The sequence below is a fragment of the Pseudomonas sp. SA233 genome (assembly GCF_054792385.1).
On record NZ_CP096449.1, the window covers coordinates 3,058,001 to 3,080,891 of the forward strand.

Here is a 22,891-nt window from a genome sequence, read left to right on the forward strand (position 1 = left end):
GACCGCTATGTTGAGATTCACCGGAGATTTCCGGCGTTGGAAGCATAGGTAACGCTACGCAAATGATGGCAATATGCCTCTTTGACTTTCAGCTTCGCCGGAGGCACCTTATCCTCCGGAAATACATACCAACATCGCAAACGACACAGGGAGTGGACAATGGGTTTGAATAGCACCCAACTAACTCAGCTGGACAAGCAAATCGATGAAAATCGTACAGAAATGGTGATCATGAGCCGCGAAGATGCCATTCACCTAGTATCCTCTAATGAGAAGCGGCAGGGTCCATGCACACCTCTAAAAGTGTGCTCCCGCTCACAAAATGCGATTTTGGATGGTTTACGGGGGGCAACCCAACCGCTGTACAACGATAGCATTCATCGCTTGGTAAATACCAGTTGGGGTTCACCCGTACTCTTAGCAGTAAATGATGCCTATGACCTTACATCGCTATTAAGAAACATCGGGGGTTTCGGAACTGAGATCCGATACAGTACTTACAGAGGCCAACGGTATGTCATACTAACAGGACGGCCGGGCCTTCGGCAAATTCTAAGGGGTACTCGATACGGTATTCGCAATGCACAACTTGTTGAATTCGGTATTGGGCAATACGGTATCCGAGGATCTTCCCTTGCCGGATTTAGGCTCTCGTGTTACGTGGCCGTCGGCATCGAGGTGCTTGAGTGGGTGTTTAGCGACGAGGCTACGGTGGCAGATCTTTTAGGTGGCGTTTTTGTCGAGCTAGTAAAAGCAGGCATAGGATCTGTCATTGGCTATGCGGTTGCTACGCTTGTTGCCGGCGTTACAGCCAGCGCAGCGATGCCTTTGGTTGCCGGGGCAGCAGTGATTTTCGCTGTAGGCATTGCCCTCAATGCGATAGACAACGACCTTGAGATAAAAGCGACTGTTAAAGCCAGCTTAAATTACGCCATTGATAATGTTCGACTAATGACTGAAAAAATTCAGCCAATAGATAGACATGCCCTTGAGCGTTATAAAAACGAATTCATCAATAGCGTAGCCGACGCCGTTATTGACACGGCCTTCGACGAAGCGAAATCATGGCTACTAAAGAAAGTGCCAACCCACTTTATCCCAAACAGTCCAGACTTTAACTGGCCAAAAGCGCCCAACCTCCCTCGTCTTCCGAACTTCAATTTTCCTAAGTTTTGAGCCTGCAATCATGACAACCAACCCTCCATTTTTTGCATCCATAAAATTCAGGTTACTCGCTTCATTAACTTTTCTGATTTGCGCTAGTGTTGGCATATTCTCCGCCTATTGGCTGATTGCACACGTACTGCCAATTTACGGACAACTGTGGCGCCGAGCTTCTGCCATTGAAGTTCCTTATATGGCTTTTGGCTTGCTCATGGCGCCCCCTGTCATGCTCGCCTGCACCGTCGCCAGCGCATTCGCAATATGGACAGGTAAAAAATTTGCCCCCTCCAGCAAATCCGGCCTTGCGCAATTTCAGACCGGAATGATGAAAGCCTCTGTCTACTCATTGATTATACTTGCTCCTGTGGCCGCCATCATCACCACGGTAGCGCTCAACACGCTAGATTATACGATCTGTCCTCAACTGAAAAAGTCAGGCTCGGCATGGCAGACCTATTGGGTAAGCCACCCTGGCTTCTGCTTCACACCTGACAGCTATACAGAAAACAACTGGCCTTGCAAGAGGACAGACGGCAAAAAGTTATGTATAAATATGAATGAATAAATTTTTCCAAGGAGGATCTGAAGTAGTGATGAATTGCTGGCCGACATCTACCCCTACCGATTTTTAAAGCGACCTATCGATCAAAAGCGGGCCAAGTTCTGGGCGTTGCGAAGTTGCCCGCCTGGAGATCTGAATTTACCGTAAGCGCAACCGGGGCAAGACACTTTGGCAATTCCAGGTGCCCGGCGGCCGGCAAAGCATGTGGTACTCTCCTACCTGGCCAAGCGCCCCAGGCTGCAGTTGTTCTGGGTCAATGATGACCGGGTGTGCTTCAAGCCGGATCACTACATTCAAGTTGGTAAGCCCAGGTGATTAACATGAAACCTACTACACCACTCGAGTATGTAGACAAAGCGCTCGCACTCGCCATTGACCGCCAAAATCGCATCCCTGGCTTTCCTGTCTACGCCACCGTCATCGATCAGTTAAAGTACATCAGGGCCGTGTTCGACGGTACGGAGAAGGATAAATCGAAGCTGCACAGACTGACGATTGGTGCTATCGCGGCTAAAGAATTTGAACCCACGGACGAAGCCCTCGCCGAGGCATTGCTTCATGTTTATTACATTGCAGAGCAATCCGCCAACGGCCTGAAGATTCGCCTGCCTGGAGAAAAATAACTACCGAGGGGACGCGGACCGCCAAAAGCATTCAGGCAAACTGGCGGGCATTGGCCTGGCCCTTTGCCTACTGGCCGTAGGGGCACTTGGCGTCTACGTGCTCTGGACTGAAATCGTCCCGCTTTACGGTCGTATCTGGAGGCATGCACCGGTCGTGGAAACGCCCCTGATGTCATTCTTCTCGATCGCGGCATTGCCGTTCACGCCGATAATGGTGGCGGGATGCTTGATCGCCGCCTGGACCGGTCAGAAATTCGACCCGCCCAAAAAATCCTGGCTCTACGCGTTCCAACTACGCTCGATGCAATTGACGGTTGCACTCATGGTCGTAGCGCCTGTCATGATCGCGCTGACCACTGCCACACTCTCCGCCAAAGGCTACTGGTCGTGCCCCAAGCTGCGCATCTCGGGTTCTGGATGGCAAATGTTCTGGGTGAACGATGAGCGCATGTGCTTCACGCCAGACAGCTACATCAACGATAACTGGCCATGCAAGATCGTGAGCAAGCAGAACATCTGCGTCCAGGTGGATGGCCGCTAGCTGCTTAACTCGAAGGCGCTTCCCAGCATGAAATTCAACGACACCTACACCAGCCGCGAGCACCGCTTTTCGCTAGGGATAGAACTGACTTCACAGCAGTGCTACCTGTCGATCCCGGTCAGCAACGCACTGGCCGATTACGAAGAGTATTACTGTATCGACAAGGCCCGATACACGGCATGGCTACAGGATCCATCGGCTGCACTGCCCATGGTCGTCCGATGCCGCCGCCGCGAACTGGACCACCTCTTGATGATGCAACCTGGCACCCAGCGAGGCACGGCTGCCCCCTGCACCTGGGATCTGACCGAAATCTCGGCGGTACTGGCACGAGCAGCAACCTTGCTGCTGCGCGATGGTGGTTACTCAAGCTGGGCCAACACGCTCCTAGGCTACCACTCACGGGTGCACAGCGACCCCGAGCAGGTTCGTTTGAGCGTTTTCGAAATGCCCTACGGCATGGGCACGCTCAGCGATGCCGTCCTGTATGAAAACGGCTCGCTTTTGATCGAGGCCACCGATGAATTACACGCCTTGCTCGGGTGGTTGCGGGAGTGGGGAATCGAGGGTCGCATGGCCGCTGCAAAGCCGCTGTAGCAACCCATGCCAAACCGCTTTGGCGCGGCATATTCCGTCGCATTGCCATCATTGAAACGTGTCGCGATGACAGTCGAATGCCATCACCTCGACGCAGAGAAATGAGACCCGCTTCACTTTTTGAAAAAAACTTTTTACGCCAGTTTTTACCGTCCTTTTAGTACTTCCGCCCCCTGACTTTAGGGGCCAAAGCCCCATTTCCCGTACTCGAAACCCTTCACCAATGGCATGGCGCCATCATTGCGTCACATCACAAAACAGGGAAAAAATCGCCCCCCTCGCGGGAACTTCTTCCACAGCGAGGTGCCCTACTCGGCATTGCTGGCAACACGATATTCATGTGCCAGCACTCAAGTTTGCCGCCGTCGAGAGGCGCAATTTCAAGGTCCACGCCATTGGCGTTTCAGGACGATCAAGCAGGCACATGGACGATGCACCGATGACACAGACATTCGATGTCGAAGCACTGATCAAGCTGCGTAGCCAGACGCGGGCGATCTCCGATGCGCTGAAGGCGCAGGCGGCGGATTACCTCGCCACGGTGGCACCACTGATCCGTCCGCAAACCCTGTTTGGCGAATACCTGCAAGGCGCCCCGCGCAGCAGCGGGCGCGAAACCCAGGGCCACTTCCAGGCCCTGGTCGAACTCTACGAACGTATCGGCTCGGCCGCGCCGTTCCAGCTGGTCACCGAGCTGGAAGTACCGCTGAACCTGATCAGCACCACCCCCGAACTGTTCCCGCTGGAATACGACAAGGCCCTGGAACACAGCGGCCAGGTCATCCGCATCACCAGCCCGACCCGCTGGGTGGTGGGCTTCCACGCCTTCGACCTGGCGCGGTTTCGCAACGTCATCAAAGACCCCAACCGCAGCAGCGCCGAGCTGTACCGCTTCGTGGTGCACTACCTGGTGCTGTTCTACTGCCTGAGCAAGTCGCCTGGCCTTGGCCGGCTGTTCGAGGGCCTGCGCTACAGCCTGAGCTTCGAGCGCCTGAAGGGCTTTGGCGACCTGCCGTTCTGCGTCATCAGCTCGCCGGTGCGCTCTGAACTGCCCGACGACTCGGTCATCCGCAGCAGCACGCAGATTGCCGGCAACACCAGCTTCGAAGAACTGGTGGGCCGCGACAACATCCTGGAAATGAACGACGAAATCCGTCAGCGCCTGCTGCTGACGATCGAAGGACTGTAACGCGCAGCGCCCGGCAACGGGCCGCGCAATGATTCGCAGCGAATTGCTCGCACTGGAGAACACGATGGCGAAGAAGGAAAGCACTCAGCACAAACTCGACCGCGTTCGCGCGCCTCGGGTCCATATCACCTACGACGTGGACATCGGCGATGCCATCGAGAAAAAGGAGCTGCCCTTCGTCGTCGGCGTACTGGGCGACTTCTCCGGCAACCCGCTGGAGCCGCTGCCAAAACTCAAGGACCGCAAGTTCGTGTTCATCGACCGCGACAACTTCAACGGCGTGCTCAAGGGCATCAAGCCACGCCTGACCTACCGCGTCGACAACACCCTGGCCAAGAACGGCACCCAGCTGGGCGTGGAGCTGAACTTCAACAGCCTCGAAGACTTCGAGCCACAGAACGTGGTCAAGCAGGTCGAACCGCTGCGCAAACTGCTGGAAGTGCGCAACAAGCTGGCCGACCTGCGTAACAAGATGGGCGGCAACGACAAGCTCGAAGAGCTGCTGATGGACGTGCTGCAGAACACCGAGAAGCTCAAGACCCTGGGCAAGGAATTCGGCCGTGAAGCCGAAGTGAAAGACCCATCCAGCAGCGATCGCGCCTGAGCAGGAGCCCGAACATGACCGACAAGCAAACCGCACCGCAACAGGCCGGCGAACTGGTCGAAGTGGAAAACTTCGCGCCACAGGCATCGTTGCTCGACAGCATCATTTCGCAAAGCCGCGTGGCCCGCTCCGACACCGAGCGCAACCGCACCCGCGACCTGATTGGCGAACTGGTGAACCAGGTGCTCGAGGGTGAGATGACCCCGAGCAAGGACCTGATCGCCGTGCTCGATTCGCGTATCGCCGAGATCGACGCGATGCTTTCCGAGCAGATGAACGAAATCATGCACGCCCGTGAGTTCCAGCAGCTGGAAGCCTCCTGGCGCGGCCTGAAATACCAGGTAGACCAGACCGAGACCAGCACCACGCTGAAGATCCACCTGCTCAATGCCTCGAAGAAAGACCTGGTACGCGACCTGAAGGCCGCCAGCGAATTCGACCAGAGCGCGCTGTTCAAGAAGGTCTACGAAGAAGAGTACGGCACCTTCGGCGGCGCGCCTTTCGGCATGCTGATCGGTGACTACGAGTTCAACCGCAACCCCGAAGACATGTACCTGCTGGAGGAGATCTCGCACGTCGCCGCAGCAGCCCATGCCCCGTTCATTTCGGCCGCCTCCCCCGAGCTGTTCGGCTGGGACTCCTTCACCGAGATGTCCGGCCCGCGTGACCTGGCAAAGATCTTCGACACCGTCGAATACGCCAAGTGGAAGTCGTTCCGCGCCTCGGAAGACTCGCGCTACGTCGGCCTCACCCTGCCGCACGTGCTCGGTCGCCTGCCGTATGGCCCCGATACCACCCCGGTGGAAGAATTCAACTTCGTCGAAAGCGTCGATGGCCGCGACCACAACAAGTACCTGTGGATGAACGCCGCCTATGCCCTCGGCACCCGCGTTACCGATGCCTTCGCCCGCTACGGCTGGTGCGTGGCCATCCGCGGCGTGGAAGGTGGCGGCCTGGTCGAAGGTTTGCCAACCCATACCTTCAAGACCGACGACGGCGAAATCGCCCTCAAGTGCCCGACCGAAATTGCCATCACCGACCGCCGCGAAAAAGAGCTGTCGGACCTGGGCTTCATTCCCCTGGTGCACTGCAAGGGCACCGACTATGCCGCGTTCTTCGGCACCCAGTCGGCGCAGAAGCAGAAGCAGTACAACACCGACATCGCCAACGCCAACGCGCGCCTGTCGGCCCAGCTGCAGTACATCTTCGCCACTTCGCGCATCGCCCACTACATGAAGGCCATCATGCGCGACAAGATCGGTAGCTTCGCCTCGCGCATGGATGTCGAGCGCTTCCTCAACCAGTGGCTGGCCAGCTACGTGCTGCTCGACGACACCGCCAGCCAGGAAGCCAAGGCCAAGTTCCCGCTGCGCGAAGCCCGCGCCGAGGTGTTCGAAGTGCCGGGCAAGCCAGGTGTGTACAAGGCCGTGACCTACCTGCGTCCGCACTACCAGCTGGATGAGCTGACCGCTTCGCTGCGCCTGGTTGCCGAGCTGCCACAGGGCGCGCGCGGCTGACAGGCCGGTGTGTACAGGGATGACACATGAGTAACCAGGCCCGCCTGCTGCCCTCGCTGCTCGACCGACTGCTGGACGACCGTCCGTACCAGTCGGCCGAGCCAGCCGTGCAACGCACCTGCTCGTTGAGCGAGTACAAGGCCAGCATCGTCCGTGACCTGGAGGTACTGGTGAACACTCGCCAGAGCCTGGTCGCCGAAGAGCTGGAGGGCTACAGCCAGCTCGGTGGCTCCATCCTCGAATACGGCATGCCCGACTTCATCAGCCGCAGCGTGCTCGACCCGCATGATCGGCGCCTGATCCAGCAGCAACTGGAGCGGGCGATCAGCACAGGGGACCGGCGCTTTCGCCGTGTCCGCGTGCAGCTGCTGGCCCAGCAGAACGGCCACCGCATGTTGACCTTCCGCGTGGACGCCGTGTTGCGTCTGCAGGACATCAGCCGCCAGGTGTCATTCGACGCCGTGCTGCAGGTCAACACCCAGGAATACAAAGTGCAGAACCTCAACTGATGCTCGACGAACTGCTGCCCTACTACGAAAAGGAACTGTCGCACCTGCGCTTCCTCGGCCAGGAGTTTGCCGCGCAGTACCCGAAAATCGCTTCGCGGCTGTTGATCGAGGGCGACAACTGCGAAGACCCGCACACCGAGCGCCTGATCGAGGCGTTCTCGTTCCTGTCTGCGCGGGTGCACAAGAAGCTCGATGACGAGTTTCCGGAAATCGTCGAATCCTTCCTCGAGGTGCTGTACCCACACTACCTGCGCCCTACCCCATCGATGTCGATTGCCGAGCTGAGCCTGGGCAAGCACGAGAAAGTCACCGAAGCCTACCGGGTGGCGCGCCATACCGAGATGCATGCCAATGCCGTGGAAGGTGTGGTGTGCAAGTTCCGCACCTGCTACCCGGTTGAGCTGTGGCCGATTGCCGTGCAGCAGGCCTCGTTCGCCGAACTGGAGCGTTCGGCCTTCAACGGCCACAGCGCCGACCTGGTCGCACGCCTGCGCATCCGCCTGGCAGCCACCGGCGATGCCCTGTTCGGGCAGATGGAACTGGACCGCCTGCGGTTCTTCCTCGACGGCGAGGCGACCCTGATGCTGCAGCTGTACGAGCTGCTGTTCAACAACCTGGCCAAGGCCACCCTGAGCTTCCAGGACCAGGGCCGCAGCCGCGAAGTGGCCTTGCCGGCCGATGCCCTGAAAGCCGTGGGCTACGCCCGTGACGAAGGCCTGGTGGACTACTCCGAGCGCTCGTTCCTGGGCTACCGCCTGCTGCACGAGTACTTCACCTTCCCCGACAAGTTCATGTTCTTCGACCTGAACGGCTTTGCCCGCATCCTGCAGGGCAAGGCCATCGAGCAGGTCGAGATCAACTTCTATTTCTCCGACTACGACCTCAGCGAGCGCCTGGCGCGGCTGACACAGAACATCGGGCGCAACAACTTCAAGCTCAACTGCACACCGATCATCAACCTGTTCCGCCAGCAAGCCGAACCGATCAAGCTGACCCACACCCAGCACGAATACCCGGTCACTCCCGATACACGGCTGCACAACGCTGCCGAAGTCGTCTCGATCGACCGCGTACGGCGGGTGCGCAAACTCGGCGGCATCGACCAGGTCGCCACCTGCCACCCGTTTTTCGAACCCCGTGGCGAGCAGGACCCGCACAGCAGCTTCTGGGTGGCGCGCCGGCGCATCCAGGGTGACGCCACCGCCATGAGCATCCGCGTGGTCGACCGCGACCTGGAGCTGATCGACGCCAGCAGCGACACCCTCAGCATCGGCCTTACCTGCAGCAACCGCGATGTACCGCTGATGCTGCCGTTCGGGGGCGAACGTGGTGACTTCAACATTCCCGCCAACTCGGTGATCAAGGATATCCGCTGCCTGCGCAAGCCCACCGCCACGGTGCGTGTGCCCCTGGGCAAGGGCCTGATCTGGCGGTTGATCGCCCACCTGTCGCTGAACCATATGTCGCTGGTCAGCCAGGGCCGCGAAGTGCTGCTGGAGCTGTTGTCGCTGTACAACTACCGCAATGTTTCCGCCATTCGCAAACAGATCAACGGCATCAAGGCGATCAGCAGCGAGCCGGTGGTCGCACGCATCGGCCACCCGCGGCCGAACTTCGTACGTGGCGTCGGCATCACCCTGACCCTGGACGAAAGCCAGTTCATCGGCAGTGGCGTGTACCTGTTCGGCATGGTGCTGGACCACTTCTTCGGCCAGTACTGCTCGATGAACAGCTTCACCCAACTGGCCCTGCGCACCCAACAACGAGAAAAGAGAGTCGTCCAATGGCCAGCACGCACCGGCGATCAGCCCCTGGTCTGATCGATCAGGCCCGAGCCGAGCCGCACCGATTCGAATTCTTTCAATTGGTGCGCCTGCTCCGCCTGCACTACAGCCGTACCGGGCGCATGGACCTGGCAACCCGGCCGCACGAAGACCCGCTGCGTTTTCGTACCCAGCTGTCGCTGGCGTTCCCGGCCAGCGAGGTCAGCGACCTGCACTTCGAGCGCGAAGGCAAGGTGTCGCCGGCCGGCTTGCCGCTGTCGGAAGTGCAGGTCACCTTCATGGGCCTGGTCGGGCCGTCGGGCGTACTGCCGCGCCCGTATACCGAGCTGCTGCTGGAGCGCCACGTGCAGTATCGCGACGATGCCGCCCACGCGTTTCTCGACATCTTCTCGCACCGCATGACCACGCTGTTCTACGAAGCCTGGCAGAAGTACAAATTTCATATCGAGCACGAGCGCAATGGCACTTCGGGCTTCGATGGCTACCTGCTCAACCTGGTCGGCCTCGGCCCGCGCGCGCAGCAACTCAAGTTCGAGCAGCAACCAACCGCGCTGCGCCGCGAGCTGTTCAGCTACTTTGCCGGCCTGCTCAGCCAGAAGCCGCGCAACGCGCTGAACCTCGAACGCATGCTCGGCTTCTATTTCTCGCTGCCGATCAAGGTCCGCCAGTTCGCCGGGCGCTGGCTGCACCTGCAGCCCGAACAATGCACCCAGCTCGGCCGCCGCAATGCCCAGCTCGGCCACAGCGCCGTAGCCGGCAACCGGGTCTGGGACTACCAGTCGTGCATCCGCATCGAGCTGGGCCCGCTAAGCCTGGCCGACTACCAGCGCTTCCAGCCGGGCACCGCGTGCTACCGCAAGCTGGTCGAGCTGGTGCGCTTCTATATAGGCGCCGAACTGGATTTCGAAATTGCCCCGCGCCTCAAGCGCGAGGCGGTGCCACGCGCCCAGCTGGGCCGCAGTGGCAATGTCGCCCTGGGCTGGCTGGGCTGGCTCAAACGCCCTGGTCGTGACGCGGAGCCTTCGCGTTGCGCCGTCTTCCACATTCCTTACGATGGGGTCGCCTTGTGAACCTGAAGTCTCTGTTCGCCAAGCTCAACGAAACCAGCCGCACGGCCACGGAAAGCGCGGCGGCCCTGTGCCTGTCGGAGCACCATTACGACGTGGAGGTGGAGCACCTGCTGCTGCAGTTGCTCGACAACAGCGACAGCGACCTGGCGCCAATCCTGCGCCACTACGAAGTAGTCGCCGAGCGCTTGCAGGCGCAACTGGTCACGGCCCTGGGCACCTTCAAGAAAGGTAATACCCGCACCCCGGCGCTGTCGCCGCACATCACCCGCATGATCGAACAGGCCTGGTTGCTGGCGTCGATCGAATACGGCGTCGGCCAGGTGCGCAGCGCTCACCTGCTGCAGGCCCTGCTCGACGATGCCGAACTGCGTCGCGTGGTGATCGCCTCGGCGCCGGAGCTGGAGAAAATCAACGCCGATGACCTGCGCCTGAACCTTGCGGCGCTGGTGGAAGGCAGCGCCGAGTCCCGGCAGGCCAGCCCGCTGGCCAGCCCTGCGGCGCCAGTGAACAGTGCGAGCAAGGCCGGCGGCAAGACTCCGGCGCTGGACCAGTACACGGTCAACCTCACCCAGAGCGCCCGCGAAGGCCGCATCGACCCGGTGCTGGGCCGCGAGTTCGAAGTACGGCAGATGGTCGACATCCTCACCCGCCGTCGGCAGAACAACCCGATCCTCACCGGCGAAGCCGGGGTCGGCAAAACCGCCGTGGTCGAAGGCCTGGCCCTGCGCATCGCCCAAGGTGACGTGCCGGCGGTGCTCAAGGATGTGGCCCTGCACACCCTCGACCTGGGCCTGCTGCAGGCCGGCGCCGGGGTCAAGGGCGAGTTCGAGAACCGCCTCAAGGCAGTGATCGAAGAGGTCAAACGCAGCCTGCACCCGATCATCCTGTTCATCGACGAAGCCCACACCCTGATCGGTTCCGGTGGCCAGGCCGGGCAGAACGATGCCGCCAACCTGCTCAAGCCGGCCCTGGCCCGTGGCGAGCTGCGCACCATCGCCGCCACTACCTGGGCCGAATACAAGAAGTACTTCGAGAAGGACGCCGCCCTCGCCCGCCGCTTCCAGGTGGTCAAGGTGGAGGAACCCGACGAAGACAAGGCCATCCACATGCTGCGCGGCCTGCTCGGCAAGATGCGCGAACACCACAAGGTAGCGGTGATGGACGAAGCGCTGGTGCAGGCCGTGCGCCTGTCCAACCGCTACATCACCGGCCGCCAGCTGCCCGACAAGGCGGTCAGCGTGCTCGACACCGCCTGCGCACGCATTGCCCTGGCGCAATCGTCGCAACCTGGCGCCCTGGAAGACTGCCGACGCCAGATCGACAACCTGCAGGCCGAAATCGCCGTGCTCGGCCACGAAGCCGGCAAAGGCCACGACCACACTCGCCGCCTGGGCGAGCTGCAGGCTGCCCTTCAGGCCGAGCAGCAGCGGGAGCAGCAGCTGAACACGCAGTGGCAACAGGAGCTGGAACTGGTCGAACAGCTCAAGGCGCTGGACGCCGCCAGCGAGGCCGATGCCAAGCAGCTCAACGCCCTGCGTGCCGAACTGGCCCGCGTGCAAGGCGATCAGCCCCTGGTCCATGCCCTGGTCGACAGCGGCGCCATCGCCCAGGTCATCAGCGGCTGGACCGGTATCCCGCTGGGCAAGATGCTGCGTGACGAGATCGACACCGTGCAGCGCCTGCCGGCCCTGCTTGGTGAGCGCGTGCTGGGCCAGGACCACGCCCTGCACGAGATCGGCAAGCGCATCAAGATTTCCCGCGCACGCATGGAAGACCCGAACAAACCGATCGGTGTGTTCCTGCTGCTCGGCCCCAGCGGCGTCGGCAAGACCGAAACCGCGCTGGCCCTGGCCGATACCCTGTACGGCGGTGAACGCAACCTCATCACCATCAACATGTCCGAGTACCAGGAAGCTCACACCGTTTCGAGCCTCAAGGGCTCGCCTCCCGGCTATGTCGGCTATGGCGAAGGCGGCGTGCTGACCGAGGCGGTGCGCCGCAAGCCGTACAGCGTGGTGTTGCTCGACGAGGTGGAAAAAGCCCACCCCGACGTGCTCGAACTGTTCTTCCAGGTATTCGACAAGGGCGTGCTGGACGATGGCGAAGGCCGCGAGATCAATTTCCGCAACACGGTGATCATCCTCACCTCCAATACCGGTACCGAGCGCATCATGCAGACCTGCCTGAACGCCACCGAGCTACCGACGCCCGCAGCGATCGTCGAAGACCTGCGTGACCAGCTCAACCATGTGTTCAAGCCGGCCTTCCTCGGCCGCCTCAGCATCGTGCCGTTCTACCCGGTGCAGGACCAGATCCTCGAGCGCATCGTCGCCCTCAAGCTCGAACGCATCGCCAAGCGCTTCGCCCGCAACCACCAGGCCGAGCTCAGCTACGACCAGGCGTTGGTCAAGGCCATCGCCGCGCGCTGCACCGAGGTCGACAGCGGTGCACGCAACATCGACAACATCCTGTCCCAGACCCTGATGCCCGAGCTCGCCCAGCGCGTGCTCGAGCGCATGGCCCAGGACACGCCGATCCAGCGTCTTGCGATCGAGCTGGGCAGCGATGGCGATTTCGCCTATCGCGTGGCCTGACCAGTACACGGAGGTTTTGCCGTCATGCAACACAAGCACACCGCCCTCAAACGCCTGACCACAGCTGCCTTGCTGGTGGCGCTGGCCGGCTGCGGGGTCACCGACCGTATCGGCAAGCGCATGGAAGACAGCTGGGCGGCCGACATGCTGGCCGACAGCGAAAAGGTCATCCTGACCTCCGACGGCGGCAACCAGCTCAACCCCGATGCCGAGGGCAAGCCGCTGTCGGTGGTGATGCGCGTGTACCAGCTGACCGACCTCGAACGCTTCGCCGCGACCGATGCCGAGACCCTGTGGGACACCCCGGAAAAGGCCTTGGGCAACACCCTGGTGGAAGCCCGCGAGATCACCCTGCTGCCGGGCATCGGCCAGATCGACCAGTGGCCACTGGCCAAGAGCGCTCGCTACGTCGGCGTGGCAGCGTTCTTCCGCAACGAACAGGACGCGCGCTGGAAGGTCGCCTTCGACGCCAACTCGCTGCGCAAGGACGGTATCTGGTTCTCTTCCGACGGCCTGCGGGTACTGGTGGACAACACCGAAATCAGCGCCATGCGTGGCGTCGACGTACTGAACAAACCGCCGACCGCCGACCAGCTGGCAGCCGCGCAGAAGGCCCGGGACAACGCACCGACGCTCACCGACAAGGTGCAGGACGCCGTGCTCGACAAGGCCAGCGATGCCGCCGGCAAATCGGCACAGAACACCATGGATTCAACCTTCAACTCTTTAGTGGATAGCGTCAAATGAGCAAGCAGAGCCGGGTGATGTGGTCGGAAGGCATGTTCCTGCTGCCCCAGCACTTCCAGTACCAGGATGAGTTCCACCAGCACCAGCTGGCCGAGGCGACCCTGCGCACCACCCCATTCCATTGGGGTGTTCAGGTACTGCAGGTGGATGAGGACGCCCTGGCCAACGGTTCGCTGCAGCTCAAGCGCCTGAAGCTGGTGTTCCCCGATGGCAGCCTGTACGACGCGCCGCAGCATGACCCGCTGCCGGCTGCCCGCGACCTCAAGGACCTGCTAAAGGCCAACGACCTCAAGGTCCATGCTGCCTTGAAACTGCCCGAGCCATTCGGCCTGAACTATGTCGAGGACGGCCAGGAACACAAGGCCGCGCGGCGTTTCCGCAAGCAGTTCGATACCCTGCCCGACCTCAATGAAGGCGAGCTGGAAAACGAAATCACCAGCCTGCGCCTGAACGTGGTGCTGCTGGTGGACGGTGACAGCCTGGACGGCTACAGCCACTGCCCGCTGGCCAGGCTGTCCCGCAACAGCATGGGCGGTTTCAATCTCGACCCGCATTTCGTCCACCCCACTCTGCATCTGGGCAGCCACGAGACCCTGGCCGGCATCGGCAAGCGCCTGCTCGGCGCCCTGCAGGCCAAGAGCAAGGCCCTGTCCGGCCGACGCCGCGAACGCGCCGACCAGATCGCCGAGTTCGGCTCCAGCGACGTAACCCTGTTCTGGCTGCTGAACACCGTCAACCGCGCCCACCCGCAGCTGGCCCATCTGCTGGCGCACCCGCGCCTGCACCCCGAGCGCCTGTACCTGTTCCTTGCCGACCTGGCGGGTGGCCTGCTGACGTTCACCCTGGACACCCAGCTCAGCGACATCCCCGAATACGACCATCACGACCCGGCCGCGTCGCTGGTCAAGCTCGACGAGATGATCCGGGTGATGCTCGACAACGTGGTGCCCAACCAGTGCATCGTCATCAACCTCAACCAGACCAAGCCGTCGTACTGGCAGGGCCAGTTGCACGATCCACGCCTGACCGAGGCCGACTTCTATATCTCGGTCCATGCCGACATGCCTGGTGCCAGCCTGCTGGAGCTGGTACCGCGGGCATTCAAGGTCGGCTCGCCGGAAGACATCGAGGTGGTGGTCAACAGCGCGATGCCCGGCGTCACGCTCAACCATGCCGCACGGCTGCCCAACGCAATTCCGGTGCGCCTGGACAACCAGTACTTCGCCATCGAGCCGCATGGCCATGTCTACGAGCGAATGATGAATGCCCAGACCATCTGCTTCTACGCGCCCAGCGCCTTTACCAACCTCAAGCTTGAACTGATGGCGGTGCTCAAATGACCGAAGCCGTATTGCAACAGGGCGCCGTCGCGGCCGCCAACGACAAACCAACGCTCAAGGACCTGGTCCAGGACTTCATCAGCATGGCCCTGATCGTGCGGCGTGGTCGTCAGGTCACCTCGGTGCCGGCCTTCGAAGCCAGCGTGGAACGGTTCTTCGCCAACCTGGAACGCGACGCCCGCGCCGCCAACTACAGCGCCGAACAGGTCAAGGACACCCAGTACGCGCTGTGTGCCTTCCTCGACGAGAGCGTGCTGCGCGCGAGCGACAACCAGCTGCGCCAGCACTTCGAGCTGCAGCCGCTGCAGTTCCGCTACTTCGGCGTGCACCTGGCGGGTGAAGGCTTCTTCGAGAAGGTCGATGCGCTGCGTGCCGACGTCAAGCAGAACATCGATGTACTCGAGGTCTACCACCTGTGCCTGGCCTTGGGCTTCGAGGGCAAGTTCAGCCTCGGCCAGAAAGACCAGCTGCGCTACCTGGCCAATACCCTGGGCCAGGATATTGCCCGCTACCGCAAGGCGCCCAAAGCACTGTCACCGGACTGGGCACTGCCCGACCAGGTGTCGCAGATGCTGCGCCACGAGGTGCCGCTGTGGGTTTACCTGGCGCTGATCGCGCTGGTCTGCGTCGCCGTGTACCTGACGCTGGACTGGTTGCTGGACAAGGACGTCGCCGCCCTTTCCGAACAAATCCGCCAGCTGTTCAGTGCCTGAGCAAACGTCAGGTAGCCGAGTCAGGAAGACATGAAAACATTACTGCGCCTTTTGAAGAATTTCTGGTTTCTCCTGCTGCTGCTGTGGCTGGCGAGCCTGTTGACCTGCTGGTTGGTCGCCCCGTTGCTGCCATGGCTGCAACAGCACCTGCCCGAAGCACTGGCAATCATCAGCGCCTGCTTCCTGCTGGTGATCGTGCTGCGCCAATACCAGCGCATTCGCGCCGAGCACAACCTGGAGAACCTGCTGCAGATCGAGGTTGATCGCTCGTGGAATGCCACTGGCGAGTTCCGTGACCAGCAGGTGCTGCGCGAACGCCTCAAGCATGCCATTGCCATGTTGCGCACCGACCGCTCCGCTGGAGGCGGTGGCAAGGCGGCACTGTCCGACTTGCCCTGGTACCTGGTGGTTGGCATGTCGGCAGCCGGCAAGACCTCGCTGCTGACCCATTCCGGCCTGTCGGCCAGCATTGCCACGGCCAACGACAGCGAAAGCGGCACCCAGCACTGCGACTGGTACTTCAGCCCCGACGCGGTAATGATCGACACCGCCGGCCGCTATTTGCGTGATGACCAGTCGGCCAGCGAGTTCTCGGCCTTCCTGCGCATGCTGCGCAAGCAGCGCGGCAAGGCGGCGATCAATGGCCTGGTCATGGTGGTCAGCCTGCCCGAGCTGCTGGCGGCCAACAGCGACGAACGCAATGCCCTGGCGGCCCAGCTGGTGGCGCGGGTGGAAGAGTACGCCGAGTGCCTTGACGCCAACCCGCCGGTCTACCTGATGCTGAGCAAGACTGACCAGTTGCCGGGCTTCAGCCAGGCGTTCGACGGCCTCGACCTGCATGAACGCCAGCAACCGCTGGGCATGACCTTCGGCCTGTCGGAAATCCGCAACAACGGCCTGCACGCCGTGCTGCAGACGCGCCTGGGCAACCTGCAGAACCACATTCGCCAGCATGTCGACGCGCAGGTGATCGCCCTCGGTGCCGAAGCCGACAGCACCCTGCTGAACTTCCCGCAATACTTCGCCGCACTCAGCGGTGTCCTCGAGCAGTTCCTGGAGCACTTCACCCGCGGCCATCGCGGCGGTGCCCCGCTGCTGCTGCGCGGCCTGTACTTCACCAGCGCCCTGCAGACCGGGCAGCAGCTGGGGCAGGTATACGAAGACGTCATCGCCGACGAATTCGCCCTGCAAGCCGCCTACGATGAGCACGCCGAGAACGTCGGCGAGGCCGCGGGCAACCGCAGCTACTTCATCACCGACACCTTCCGCCAGGTGATCTTCCCCGATCGCGACCTGACCCTGTACCAGTCGCGCCTGGGCCGCCAGGCTGCGTTCAGCCCGCTGCTGCTGGGCCTGGCCGCTGCGACCGGGTTGCTGTTCATCGGTTGGCAGGCACTGTCGTTCACCAATAACCGCCAATGGCTGGACAGCCTGCGCGGGCAGCTGGCGCAGATCGAGCAGGCAGAAGACCGCGAGCAGCAGCTGGCCGCAGGCAAGGGCCTGGAAGTGCTGCGCGAACAGATGGCCCGCGTCGAAACCCATCGCCTGCAGGGTGTACCACTGCAGTTGGGGGGTGGCCTGTACCATGGCGAAGCCATCCACCAGGTGACTCGCACCGCCTACCTGGCGCAACTGCGCAGCCAGGCGCTGGAGCCGATCGCACGCAGCCTGCAAGTGCAGATGCGGGCCTTCAACACCTTTGCCAACGGTATCAACCAGGAGCTGGAATTCACCCCGGCGCCGACACCGAAAAAACGCAACGGCAAGCCGCTGGCCCCGGCCATTGCAGCCAAGGCCCAGGCTGCGCTGGGCAACAGCCGCGCCGGTGCCTATGCCGCCAAGGTCAACCTGGCCACCGCCAGCGATGCCGCCGAGCTGTCTGCCACCACCGGTGGCCTGTCACTGTCCGAAGAAATGCTCGGGCGCCTCGACGAACAGCAGGTGGCCTCGATCATCGATGCCTACAACACCCTCAAGCTGTACCTGTTGCTGACCGAGCCCCAAGGGCATCCGGACCCGGCCTTCGTCGCTGCCAACCTGCCCCAGGCCTGGGCCAGCGCCGCCACCGAAGGCACTCCGGCCGACGCAGCCGTGATCGCAGAAAATGCCCCGCTGTACGTACAGTTGCTGGAACAAGGCCAGGCGCCGTCGTTGCCGCGTAACGAACAGCTGATCAACGAAACCCGGCAGAATCTCAAGTCGTTCATGATCTCCAGCTCGCTGGTCGATCGCGAGTACCTGCGCCTGCAACTCGAGTCGAGCCGCCAGTTCCCGGCACTGAGCCTGAACGACCTGGTGCCGCAACCGGGCCGCGCGTTGCTGTATGGCTCTGCTGGCGTACCGGCAATCTATACCCGCCAGGGCTGGGACACCTTCGTCAAGCCGGAACTGATCAAGCTGGTGTCGGGCAACCTGCGCAACGAGTCGGACTGGGTACTGGACGGTGAAGGTGGCGATGCCATCGTGCAAAAGGCCAACTTCGTGCGCGAGTTCATGACCCGCTACAAACGCGACTACACCCAGGCCTGGTACAAGATGGTCAGCAGCGTGGGGGTACGCCACTTCGCCGACCTGGCCTCGGCCACCCAGCAGCTGGGGCTGCTCAGCGATGTGCAGAACTCGCCGGTAAAGAACCTGCTAGCGGCGGTCAATGACAACACCCAGTGGGACCTGCCGGTCAAGCACGCCATCCCGGCCCCCGGTAGTACCCGCGATGACGGCTTCTGGAGCAAGGTCTCCGGCCTGCTCGACACCAAGGACGCCCTGCCCGCCAACGTCGCCCCGACCCTGCCGGCGGTGGACGACGGCAGCCTGGCCAAGCGCTTCGAACCGGTAGCGCGGGTATTCGCCGAAAACAACGCCGAAGGTGCCGACAGCACCATCATGGACCGCTACCTGGCCGCCTTGCGCAAGCTCAAGGTACGCATGAACAACATCCAGCGTTCGCAGGATGTGGGCAAGAGCAGCAAGCAGCTGATCAGCGAGACCCTGGAAGGCCAGCCGAGCGAGATCACCACCGTGCGCAACTACGTGGAGAGCAGCGTCGACACCAGCCAGGACGGCCTGTCGCGCTCGCTGCAGGGGCTGTTCAGCCTGCCTATCCAGTATGCCTGGGCGACCCTGCGCGATCCGGCCGGCCAGCAGATCGCCAAGGCCTGGGCGCAGCAGATCGCCAAGCCTTGGGAACAGGTCATGGCGCACCGCTACCCGATTGCCGGCAGCAGCCGCAACGAGGCGTCGGTAAAGGACCTGCAGCGCTTCGTCGACCCCGACAGTGGCCTGCTGCCGGCCTTCAAGCGCAACGAAATCGGCAACCTGGCCGGGGGTGAAGGCCTGGGTGTGGGCGACGGCAAGGCACCGGCGCTGGTCAACCCAGGCATGCTCAACAGCATCGACAAGGCCAGCTCCGTGGGCCAAGTGATCGCCAGCCTGTCGGACCGTGACAACGGCTTCGAAATCATGCTGGAACCTTCTGCCAACTTCACCGACATCGTGTTCACCCTCGATGGCCAGGAACAGCACTACCGCAACGGCCGCAGTAGCTGGAACCGCTTCGCCTGGCCGGGCACCAGCAACGCTCCGGGTGCCCGCCTGGATGTGGTCACCCTCAGTGGCGCGCGGGTCACCGTGTTCGACTTCCCCGGGCGCTGGGGCCTGCTGCGCATGAACGAAAGCGCCCGGGTCGAGGACCTGGACGGCATTCAGCAACGCTTCAGCTGGAACACCGCCAGCGGCCGCGTGAGCCTTGTAGTGCGTAACTTCGGTGGGGTGAAACTGACCGACCTGGGTGATGTCAAGGCGCTGAGCGCCCTCAACGACAGGGGCGCCCAATGATCGGTTGCTTCGGCAAGCTGCCGTCGAGCGCAGACTTCGTCAGCCTGCATGGCGCGGCGGAAGAAGTCTGCGAGTTCGACGCCTGGCTGCAGTCTGCGCTGGCGGCCATGCGCCACCGCGAAGACTGGCAGGCATTGTTCGACGCCCTGCCGATGTGCTTCTTCAATTACCGCGCGAGCAACGGCAACTGGCTGCTGGGTGGCCTGCTCAGCTCGCGGGATGCCAGCCAGCGACGCTACCCGTTCTTCATCTTCCAGTTGCTCAAGGGCGAGGGAGCCACGATGCTGGTGAACCCGTTCACCCTCGGCGAGCTGTTCAGCGCGCAGATCAAGCCGATGCTGCACCAGGCGGTGCAGGGTGCTGACTGCACCAGCCTGTTCGAACGCATCAAGGCCCTGCGGCCGCTGCAGGCCCAGGACCTCGACCTGTTCCGCCAGGTGCACGCCAAATTCCTCAAGGATTTCAGCTTGGCCGATGTCGCCCGCGCCCTGCTGCGCTCCTGGCCGGACTTCAAAAGTGACAAGGCGCTTGCGCTGCTGCAGGCAAGCCGAGCCGTGCTGCACAACGATTTCGCCGGTGGTATCGAACTGCCCTTGCCGGCCGAACGCGGGCTGAAAAACCCTACCGCCGACCTCTGGCTGACCTGGCTGACCCGCATGAGCCGGCAGCCCGGCGTGCCGGCGGTGAGCCTGCTGGCCGACGACTTCATGAAACCACGGCTGTACTGCCTGCCGTCGCGCCACGCCAACTGTGCCTACCGCCTGCTCAGTGGTTGCGCCGAAGCAGGTCAGCATCTGGAGCCGCTCGACCCGCTGACGGTAGCGCCACGGCTGCACGATTACGACCGATCTCTTGAACATGTCATCGACCAGTTCGTCGATGCGCTGGATGCGACACCTGTATGAACAAGATCAAGTACTACTGCCTGCGCTACCAACCCTACCTGCTGGGGGTAGCATTCTTCCTGGCGATCTTCCTGGTCTGGGCCATCGGTTGCGCCCTGGGCTTCGCCTCGCTGCATAGCCTGCTGGCCGGGATCGGCGTGTTTCTGCTGCTGTCGGCGGGCTATGTACTGCTGCTGTACCGCGGCGCCGGCCAGCACCACAACCTCGAAGGCCTGCTGCGCGACGACGCCGACCAGGCGGTACTCAACGCCACCCCCGCCGACCGCGAAGAAGTAAGCCTGCTGCGCGAACGCCTGCTGCAGAGCATCGAGCGCCTGCGCAGCAACACGCCTCGCGGCACCTCGGCCAAGGACGCGCTGTACGCCCTGCCCTGGTACCTGGTGATCGGCCAGCCGGCCGCCGGCAAGAGCACGATGATCCTGCAGTCGGGCCTGAACTTCCCCTATGCCGAACGCGAAGGCGCACGGGTTGCGGGGCTTGGCGGCACGCGCAACTGCGACTGGTTCTTCAGCTCCGAAGCCGTGCTGCTGGATACCGCCGGGCGCTACATGAACAGTCCCGAAGAAGCCGGCAAGTGGCGCGGCTTCCTGCAGCTGTTGCGCCAGCATCGCCAACGTCGCCCTCTCAACGGCTTGATCGTCAGCGTCAGCATCGCCGACATCCTGCATGGCTCGGCCGAGGACCAGGACCGCGTGGCCAAGCGCCTGCGTGAACGGATCCAGGAAAGCTGCGCGCTGCTGGAAGTGCGCCTGCCGATCTACCTGGTGTTCACCAAGTGCGACCTGATTCCCGGCTTCACCCCGTTCTATCGCCAGCTGGACGACGCCGCGCGTGGAGAGGTGATGGGCAAGACCTTCTCGCACAAGGGTTACGAACAGGCCGACTGGGGCCAGCGTTTCGGCAAGGCGATGGACGAGCTGACCGGTTACTGGCAGCAGGTGGCGAACCAGCAACTGGTGCAGCAAGATATTCAGGTAACCCGGCAGAACAATGCGGCCTATCGCTTCCCGCTGGAGCTGGCCGCACTCAAGCCGCGCCTGCAACAATTCGTCGACAGCCTGCTGCGCGCCAACCCGTACCAGAACGCCGAAATGCTGCGCGGTTTCTATTTCACTGCCGCACTGCAGGCCGACGAAGCCCTGTGGGGCAGCCACGGCCAGCATGTGGCCGAACGCTTCGCCCTCGAACATGCCGAAGGCACCGCCACTGCCGTCAGCCAGCCGGCGCCGCTGTTCATCAACAGCCTGTTCCGCAAGGTGATCATCCCCGACCAGCACCTGGTGGCGCTGTACACCAGCAACACGCGGGAGCGCCGGCGCAAGGCGGGCTGGGTTGCCGCCACCGGCCTGGCAGCCCTGGTGCTGTGCAGCCTGTGGGGCTGGTCGTACCTGAACAACCGCGCCACCCTGGCCAGCATCGCCGGCGAACTGGCCCAGGCCAAGGCCGACGACCAGGCTGCCCGCGGCCAGTACGCCGCCTGGCATAGCCTTGACCGCTTGCGCTTCTGGGCCGAGCACTACTATCAGCAGCACCGCGAACAGGGCGTGCCGCTGGGCATGCGCCTGGGCCTGTACCAGGGCCACGAGGTCGAGCCGCTGCTGCGCAGCCGTTACTTCTCCACGCTGCAGAACGTGATGCTCAAGCCCACGGCAGACAACCTGACCCGCACCCTGTACCTGCTGACGACGATCAAGGTGTACCAGCGCAACACCCGCGAACTGCAGCCTGTGAGCGGCGTGGACAGCGTCGAGGCCGAGGCGCTGCCACATGACAACCGCGCGCAGTCGATCGCCGACTTCGGCAAGGCGGCGCTGGATACCTACGTGATGCTCTCGCCGGCCCGACGCGAAAACGCCGACCCGGCGTTTCTCAAGGCGCACCTGCCCGACTACTGGTACCCGGCCATCGCTCGCCATACCGGCAAGAGCATGGCCGCGGCCGCAAGCGCGGCCGGCGGCAACCAGGACTACCTGTACGCCAGCCGCCAGATCACCTTCTACAGCGACCAGATTCGTGAGCCGGATGTGCCGCGTATCCTCGACAACGCCTTCCTGATGTCCAGTTCGCGCAATTACATCGACAGCCTGCGCGCCCAGTCGTTGCGTTCGATCGAGACCATCACGCTGGAGTCCGACACCCTGTTCGCTTTCGGCCGGGCCGACTTCCAGAGCCTGAAGAGCGAAGGCCAGAGCCAGCTGAGCGCGATTGCCAGCAAACTGCTGAACACGCCCAACATCGGCAAGATCATCATTTCCGGCCACGCCGACCAGCTCGGCGACAGCCAAGGCAACCTGCAGGTTTCGAAACAGCGGGCGCAGACCATTCGCACCTACCTGGTCGGCAAGGGCGTACCTGCCGAACTGGTGGTCGCCCAGGGCGAAGGCAGCCGCAAGCCGCTGGTCAACTGCGACCTGCAGCAACCGCGGGCGCAACTGATCAAGTGCCTGGAGCCCAACCGCCGGGTGGAAATCGAAGTACGCGGGCTCAACTGAAGCCCGCTGCAAGAACCGGCTACCCGGGCCTCACAGGAGGAGGCCCGGGTAGCGGAAAGCTACCTCTGCCGACAGGTTCGGCGAGGTCAAAACCAAGGGGCGCATG

The 22,891-nt window shown here is 62.4% G+C and carries 19 protein-coding genes; all 19 read left to right on the forward strand.

Annotated features, from left to right (window positions below):
* Positions 1-159: 159 nt before the first annotated feature.
* Complete coding sequence (locus tag M1D87_RS14285) at positions 160-1,176, forward strand: hypothetical protein (RefSeq protein ID WP_183596708.1); 1,017 nt, start codon at positions 160-162, stop codon at positions 1,174-1,176.
* Between the two features lie 10 nt (positions 1,177-1,186).
* Positions 1,187-1,729, forward strand: a complete 543-nt coding sequence (locus tag M1D87_RS14290) for a hypothetical protein (protein WP_065110705.1) — start codon at positions 1,187-1,189, stop codon at positions 1,727-1,729.
* A 178-nt stretch (positions 1,730-1,907) separates the two neighbouring features.
* The gene (locus M1D87_RS14295) at positions 1,908-2,045 is read left to right on the forward strand and encodes a hypothetical protein (RefSeq protein WP_232880450.1); all 138 of its coding nucleotides are present in this window, start codon (positions 1,908-1,910) and stop codon (positions 2,043-2,045) included.
* Between the two features lies 1 nt (position 2,046).
* Positions 2,047-2,349: an immunity protein Tsi6 family protein gene (locus M1D87_RS14300; RefSeq protein WP_024087174.1), complete on the forward strand. Its 303-nt coding sequence runs from the start codon at positions 2,047-2,049 to the stop codon at positions 2,347-2,349.
* Between the two features lie 40 nt (positions 2,350-2,389).
* Positions 2,390-2,890: a hypothetical protein gene (locus tag M1D87_RS14305; RefSeq protein WP_123085307.1), complete on the forward strand. Its 501-nt coding sequence runs from the start codon at positions 2,390-2,392 to the stop codon at positions 2,888-2,890.
* Positions 2,891-2,917: 27 nt separating this feature from the next.
* Positions 2,918-3,487 (forward strand): hypothetical protein, encoded by a 570-nt coding sequence (locus M1D87_RS14310; RefSeq protein ID WP_015270490.1) that lies wholly within the window; start codon positions 2,918-2,920, stop codon positions 3,485-3,487.
* A 439-nt stretch (positions 3,488-3,926) separates the two neighbouring features.
* On the forward strand, positions 3,927-4,676 hold the full coding sequence (locus M1D87_RS14315) for a hypothetical protein (protein ID WP_123085312.1): 750 nt from the start codon (positions 3,927-3,929) through the stop codon (positions 4,674-4,676).
* A 64-nt stretch (positions 4,677-4,740) separates the two neighbouring features.
* Positions 4,741-5,280: a type VI secretion system contractile sheath small subunit gene (gene tssB / locus M1D87_RS14320; RefSeq protein ID WP_012272397.1), complete on the forward strand. Its 540-nt coding sequence runs from the start codon at positions 4,741-4,743 to the stop codon at positions 5,278-5,280.
* Between the two features lie 14 nt (positions 5,281-5,294).
* Positions 5,295-6,797 carry a type VI secretion system contractile sheath large subunit gene (gene tssC, locus M1D87_RS14325; protein ID WP_039613672.1) on the forward strand — a complete coding sequence of 501 codons (1,503 nt, stop codon included), beginning with the start codon at positions 5,295-5,297 and terminating at the stop codon, positions 6,795-6,797.
* Between the two features lie 26 nt (positions 6,798-6,823).
* A complete protein-coding gene (gene tssE, locus M1D87_RS14330) occupies positions 6,824-7,306 on the forward strand; it encodes a type VI secretion system baseplate subunit TssE (protein ID WP_013972749.1) in 483 nt (160 codons plus the stop codon).
* Complete coding sequence (gene tssF, locus M1D87_RS14335; RefSeq protein ID WP_123085306.1) at positions 7,306-9,126, forward strand: type VI secretion system baseplate subunit TssF; 1,821 nt, start codon at positions 7,306-7,308, stop codon at positions 9,124-9,126. Before tssE ends, tssF begins: the two co-directional genes overlap by 1 nt.
* Complete coding sequence (gene tssG / locus M1D87_RS14340; RefSeq protein WP_015270493.1) at positions 9,090-10,160, forward strand: type VI secretion system baseplate subunit TssG; 1,071 nt, start codon at positions 9,090-9,092, stop codon at positions 10,158-10,160. The genes tssF and tssG overlap by 37 nt, the downstream gene beginning before the upstream one ends.
* Positions 10,157-12,754, forward strand: a complete 2,598-nt coding sequence (gene tssH / locus M1D87_RS14345) for a type VI secretion system ATPase TssH (RefSeq protein WP_015270494.1) — start codon at positions 10,157-10,159, stop codon at positions 12,752-12,754. Before tssG ends, tssH begins: the two co-directional genes overlap by 4 nt.
* 24 nt (positions 12,755-12,778) lie before the next feature.
* The gene (gene tssJ, locus M1D87_RS14350) at positions 12,779-13,501 is read left to right on the forward strand and encodes a type VI secretion system lipoprotein TssJ (protein WP_013972753.1); all 723 of its coding nucleotides are present in this window, start codon (positions 12,779-12,781) and stop codon (positions 13,499-13,501) included.
* Positions 13,498-14,841, forward strand: coding sequence for a type VI secretion system baseplate subunit TssK (tssK, locus tag M1D87_RS14355; protein ID WP_061552524.1), 1,344 nt, complete (start codon positions 13,498-13,500; stop codon positions 14,839-14,841). Before tssJ ends, tssK begins: the two co-directional genes overlap by 4 nt.
* Positions 14,838-15,554 (forward strand): type IVB secretion system protein IcmH/DotU, encoded by a 717-nt coding sequence (icmH, locus tag M1D87_RS14360; RefSeq protein WP_023661181.1) that lies wholly within the window; start codon positions 14,838-14,840, stop codon positions 15,552-15,554. Before tssK ends, icmH begins: the two co-directional genes overlap by 4 nt.
* A 30-nt stretch (positions 15,555-15,584) precedes the next feature.
* Entirely contained in the window at positions 15,585-19,388 is a 3,804-nt protein-coding gene (locus M1D87_RS14365; protein ID WP_421091842.1) for a type VI secretion protein IcmF/TssM N-terminal domain-containing protein, read from the forward strand.
* Positions 19,385-20,293 carry a type VI secretion system-associated protein TagF gene (gene tagF, locus M1D87_RS14370; RefSeq protein WP_123085304.1) on the forward strand — a complete coding sequence of 303 codons (909 nt, stop codon included), beginning with the start codon at positions 19,385-19,387 and terminating at the stop codon, positions 20,291-20,293. Before M1D87_RS14365 ends, tagF begins: the two co-directional genes overlap by 4 nt.
* Positions 20,290-22,785 carry a type VI secretion system membrane subunit TssM gene (gene tssM, locus M1D87_RS14375; RefSeq protein ID WP_123085303.1) on the forward strand — a complete coding sequence of 832 codons (2,496 nt, stop codon included), beginning with the start codon at positions 20,290-20,292 and terminating at the stop codon, positions 22,783-22,785. Before tagF ends, tssM begins: the two co-directional genes overlap by 4 nt.
* Positions 22,786-22,891: the final 106 nt, after the last annotated feature.

Bases quoted from the DNA above. Each gene is read 5' to 3' on its own strand.
- tssG (WP_015270493.1), top strand. From the start codon at position 9,090: ATGGCCAGCACGCACCGGCGATCAGCCCCTGGTCTGATCGATCAGGCC.
- tssF (WP_123085306.1), top strand. From the start codon at position 7,306: ATGCTCGACGAACTGCTGCCCTACTACGAAAAGGAACTGTCGCACCTG.
- tssB (WP_012272397.1), top strand. From the start codon at position 4,741: ATGGCGAAGAAGGAAAGCACTCAGCACAAACTCGACCGCGTTCGCGCG.
- tagF (WP_123085304.1), top strand. From the start codon at position 19,385: ATGATCGGTTGCTTCGGCAAGCTGCCGTCGAGCGCAGACTTCGTCAGC.
- M1D87_RS14300 (WP_024087174.1), top strand. From the start codon at position 2,047: ATGAAACCTACTACACCACTCGAGTATGTAGACAAAGCGCTCGCACTC.
- M1D87_RS14310 (WP_015270490.1), top strand. From the start codon at position 2,918: ATGAAATTCAACGACACCTACACCAGCCGCGAGCACCGCTTTTCGCTA.
- tssC (WP_039613672.1), top strand. From the start codon at position 5,295: ATGACCGACAAGCAAACCGCACCGCAACAGGCCGGCGAACTGGTCGAA.
- tssM (WP_123085303.1), top strand. From the start codon at position 20,290: ATGAACAAGATCAAGTACTACTGCCTGCGCTACCAACCCTACCTGCTG.
- M1D87_RS14290 (WP_065110705.1), top strand. From the start codon at position 1,187: ATGACAACCAACCCTCCATTTTTTGCATCCATAAAATTCAGGTTACTC.
- tssK (WP_061552524.1), top strand. From the start codon at position 13,498: ATGAGCAAGCAGAGCCGGGTGATGTGGTCGGAAGGCATGTTCCTGCTG.
- M1D87_RS14315 (WP_123085312.1), top strand. From the start codon at position 3,927: ATGACACAGACATTCGATGTCGAAGCACTGATCAAGCTGCGTAGCCAG.
- tssE (WP_013972749.1), top strand. From the start codon at position 6,824: ATGAGTAACCAGGCCCGCCTGCTGCCCTCGCTGCTCGACCGACTGCTG.
- icmH (WP_023661181.1), top strand. From the start codon at position 14,838: ATGACCGAAGCCGTATTGCAACAGGGCGCCGTCGCGGCCGCCAACGAC.
- M1D87_RS14365 (WP_421091842.1), top strand. From the start codon at position 15,585: ATGAAAACATTACTGCGCCTTTTGAAGAATTTCTGGTTTCTCCTGCTG.
- M1D87_RS14285 (WP_183596708.1), top strand. From the start codon at position 160: ATGGGTTTGAATAGCACCCAACTAACTCAGCTGGACAAGCAAATCGAT.
- tssJ (WP_013972753.1), top strand. From the start codon at position 12,779: ATGCAACACAAGCACACCGCCCTCAAACGCCTGACCACAGCTGCCTTG.